1 protein-coding gene is annotated in these 4,780 nt (G+C 67.1%); it reads left to right on the top strand.

What is annotated here, in order from left to right; all coding sequences use genetic code 11:
* A partial coding sequence (locus G9373_RS44585) for a non-ribosomal peptide synthetase (RefSeq protein ID WP_167121196.1) occupies positions 1–4,780 on the top strand: 4,780 nt, incomplete at both ends.

The following is a 4,780-nucleotide window of genomic DNA, read 5'->3' as shown; positions in this document are numbered from 1 at the left end:
ACGCCGACGAAAAACAGCTGATCCTCGAGGACTGGAACCACACCGATCATGCGACAACCACCGACACACTGGTGTCGATGTTCGGTGCGCAGGTGACGCGCACACCCGACGCGCCCGCGGTGGTGGACGGAAACCGAACACTGACCTACGCCGAGTTCGATGCACGCGTCAATCGCCTCGCCCGACACCTGATCACCCAGGGCGTGGGCCCGGAAACCATCGTGGCACTACGAATGCGCCGCTCCCTCGACTTCGTCGTCGGCGTCTACGCGACCCTCACCGCCGGCGCAGCTTACCTGCCCATCGACCCCCACCACCCAGCCGAACGCACACACTTCATACTCGCAGTGGCACAACCCACCTGCATGCTGACCACCCACGACGACCAAGACGATCCGCCCGACCCGGTACCGGTCCTCCACCTCGACACCATCGATCTGTCACCGCTGTCCGGGGCGCCGGTGACCGACGCGGACCGCCGCGCACCGCTACGCCCGCAGAACACGGCCTACGTGATGTTCACCTCGGGATCGACCGGCCGCCCAAAGGGAGTGACCGTGGCGCACAGCGCGATCGTCAACGAGGTGCAGTGGGTTGTCGAGGCGTTCGACTACGGTGCCGGTGACCGTCTTCTGCAGAGCAACGCGGTGACCTTCGACGCATCGACCCCCGACCTCTTCGCACCGCTGCAGGTCGGGGGCTGCGTGGTCTTGGCAGGGCCCGACGGCCAACGCGACCCCGACTACCTCGCCGAACTCATCCGGGCACCCAAGCTTACCCACATGTCGTCGGTGCCGACGGTACTGACCGCCCTGATGGCCAGCCGATCACCCGACGTCCTCCGCAGCGTGCGGGTGGTCTACCTCGGCGGTGAAACGCTGTCCGGGCAGACGGTCGCACGGTTGGCGGAGTTCGGTCCGGCGACGGTATGGAACCAGTACGGGCCCACCGAAACCACCGTCAGCGTCATCTGCCACCGCTGCACCCAGCACGAAGAGAGCGTGGTGCCCATCGGCACACCCCAGATCAACTGCCACGCCTACGTGCTGGACCACCGCTTGCATCCGGTACCGGTGGCGGTGGTGGGCGAGTTGTATGTGGCCGGGGTCCAGCTGGCCCGCGGATACCACAGCCGACCCGCACTGACCGCCGAACGGTTCGTCGCCAACCCCTACGGCCCACCCGGCGAACGCATGTACCGCACCGGCGACCTCGTCCGCTGGCACCCCGACGGCAACCTCGAATACCTCGGCCGCCGCGACCTCCAAGTCAAAATCCGCGGCCACCGCATCGAACTCGGCGAAATCGAAGCAACCCTCACCACCCACCCCGACATCACCCACGCCGCAGTGACAGTCCACCACGGCACCGTCACCGAGCAACTGGTGGCCTACGTGGTGCCGACCCCGGGCGCCCACATCGACCCCGACACGCTCGCCGCGACGGTCGGTGCCCGCCTGCCCGATTTCATGGTGCCGTCGGTGTTCGTGACCCTCGACCGGATGCCAGTGAGCGTGAACGGCAAGATCGACCGGCGAGCACTCCCCGCACCAACACCGTCGAACCGGCAGTTCCGACCACCGGTCACCCCCACCGAACAGACCATCGCCGACGTCTTCACCGACGTCCTCGGCGTCGACCGCGTCGGGGTCGACGAGTCGTTCTTCGCTCTCGGCGGCGACAGCATCGTCGCGATTCAGTTGGTCTCGCGCGCGAAAGCCCGGGGCGTGGTGTTCTCCTCACGCGATGTTTTCGAGCGCAGGACCGTCGGCGGCCTGGCTGCAGTCGCGCAACGTCCCGAGAACTCCGGACAGCCGGTGGCGCTCGAGGAGTTGCCGGGCGGCGGCATCGGGTGGATGCCGCTGACCCCGGTCGCGCGGGCGCTGATCGAGCGGGGCGGTGGCTTCGGTCGATTCTCGCAACACATGTGGGTGGAGTTGCCGCCCGGAATTGAGCGCGGCGGGCTGGTGGCGACGGTCGAGGCCGTCCTCGAGCACCACGACATTTTCCGCTCGCGACTTGTCGGCGACGAACGCGGGTGGGGTCTGGAAGTCGGTGGGTCGGATGCCATCGATGTGGACGGCCTTGTTCGTCGGGTGGAGGTCACCGCCGATCTCGACGAGGAAGCCGCGGCGGCGTTGGCGTCGGCGCAATTGGATGCGGCGTTGGGGCGGTTGGCGCCGACGACGGGCGTGATGGTGCAGTTCGTGTGGCTCGATTTCCGGTCGGAATGCAGCACCGCGCAGCGGCCGGGCCGGCTGCTGATCCTCGCGCACCACCTGGTGATCGACGGGGTGTCGTGGCGGATACTCCTGCCCGACTTGGCCTCCGCGTGGGCGCAGGTGTCCGCTGGGCACACTCCGGTGTTGGATCCCACCGGAACGTCGATGCGTCGGTGGGCGCACGCGTTGGTCGAGGAGGCGTCGGCCCCGGCGCGGCTGGCGGAGTTGCCGATGTGGCAGGCGATACTGCAGGCCCCCGACCCGGTATTGGGCCTCCGCCCGTTCAACGCGGCTATCGATGTCGGGTCCACCCTCGACCGGGTCGAGGTGAGCGTACCGGCGCCGGTGACGGCATCACTCCTGACGACCTTGCCGACACTGTTCCACGGCGGCGTCGAGGACGGACTGCTGGCGGCATTGGCATTAGCCGTCTGCCGGTGGCGGCGCACGCGACAGGTCTCCGAATCCTCGACACTGATCCAACTCGAGGGACACGGCCGTCAGGAGCAGATTGCCGCGGGAGCGGATCTGTCTCGGACGGTGGGCTGGTTCACCACAGTGTTGCCGGTGCGTCTGGATATCGGAGCCGCCGACCTCGACGACGCCTTCACCGGTGGCGCCGGCGCCGGTGTGGTGGTCAAGTCGATCAAGGAACAGCTGAGGTCTATACCGGACAGGGGAATCGGCTACGGGCTGCTGCGCTACCTGAATCAGGACACAGCCGAGCAGCTACGGTCGCTGCCGGTCGGCCAGATCAGCTTCAACTACCTCGGCCGGGTGTCCGGCGGTGGTGTTCCGAACGAGATGCCGGGGGCGCAGTGGGCACCGTGCGGCCATCTCGGCGACATCGCCGCCCCGGGAGATGCCGACATGCCGGCGAACGGCGTCGTCGACATCAATGCGATCGTCACCGACGGCAGCGAGGGTCCGGTGCTGGGCGCCACGTTCACGTTCCCGACCGGTGCAATCGGGCGGACCGATGTGCAGGACTTGGCGGAGAAATGGTGTGCTGCGCTCGCCGCCCTCGCCACCCATGCGCAGACCCCCGACGCCGGCGGGCTGACACCGTCGGATCTACCGTTGGTCACCGCACGCCAACCGGACATCGACCGCTGGGAAGCGGCGTATCCGGCGGTCACGGACGTGTGGCCCCTGACGCCGCTGCAGTCGGGTCTGCTGTTCCACGCTCTGTTGGCCGCGTCGTCGGTCGACGTGTACTCGATGCAGGTCGTGTTCACCCTCACCGGCCGGGTGGACGCCACCCGGTTGCACACGGCGGCACAGGCGGTACTGAATCGGCACCCGAACTTGCGGGTGGCGTTCGTCGAGGGAGCCGACGGCATACCCGTGCAGCTGGTCCTCGACAAGGTGCCGGTGCCATGGTCCGAGGTCGATCTCCGCGAAATCGACGACACCACTCGCCCGGACGCGTTGACGCGACTGCTGGCCGACGATCAGGCCACACACTTCGACATGACCGCACCGCCGTTGATCCGGTTCACCCTGGTCACCGTCGCCGAGGACCGGTACGAGCTGGTCGTCGCCAACCACCACATCCTGCTCGACGGCTGGTCCATGCCACTGCTGATGACGGACATGCTCGCACTCTATGCCGCCGGCGACCAGGCGTCGGCGTTGCCTCCCGCCCGTCCGTATCGCAATTATCTCGAGTGGCGCGCCGAACAGGACGAGGCGACGTCGCGGCGGGTCTGGGCGGCGGCACTCGAGGGTGTCGAGGGCCCGACCCTGCTCGCCCCCGCCGACCCGGGCCGAGAGATCTCCTCGCGGGCGGGCGAAGCAGCCGCCGATCTCGGCGAGCACAAAACACGTGCCCTGTCCGAGTTGGCCGCCCGACTCGATGTCACCGTCAACACCGTCATGCAGGCGGCCTGGGGAATTCTGCTGATGCGGATGACCGGCCGCGACGACACAGTCTTCGGCAGCACCGTGTCAGGACGACCACCCCAGCTCGCAGGCGTGGAATCGATGATCGGACTGTTCATCAACACGGTACCGGTCAGGGTGCGAGCGGACCCGGACGAGTCGATCACCCAACTACTGACGCGGATGCACCGTGAACAGGCCGACCTGCTCGACCACCTCTATCTCGGGCTCACCGACATTCAGCAAGCCGCCGGAACAACCGACGCCCTCTTCGACACGCTGACGGTGTTCGAGTCGTATCCCGTCGAGCAGACCACACTTACCGAACAGGCCGACGCACTCGACGGCATAACCCTCACCGGCGTCAGAGCCAACGACAACACCCACTACCCCCTCGCCCTGAAAATCACCGACGACACCCAAATCCGACTAACCCTGACCTACCTCCACGACCTGTTCGACGAACCATACGTCCAAGCCCTGCTAAACCGATACCTGCGTGTCCTCGAAACCATCATCGCCGATACGGACAGTCGGGTCGGCGACATCGACATCCTCAACGCCGACGAACGACGGAACCTGCTCGACCGCACCGGCGGCCCCGAACACCCCGCAACGACACTGCCACAACTGCTCACCACCGCCGCAGCACACAACCGCACCGCACCGGCGGT

Origin of the sequence: Rhodococcus sp. A14, assembly GCF_011603105.1 — a bacterium.
In the GTDB taxonomy this organism is placed as follows: domain Bacteria; phylum Actinomycetota; class Actinomycetes; order Mycobacteriales; family Mycobacteriaceae; genus Rhodococcus_F; species Rhodococcus_F opacus.
This window is presented reverse-complemented; position numbering and strand designations above follow the sequence as displayed.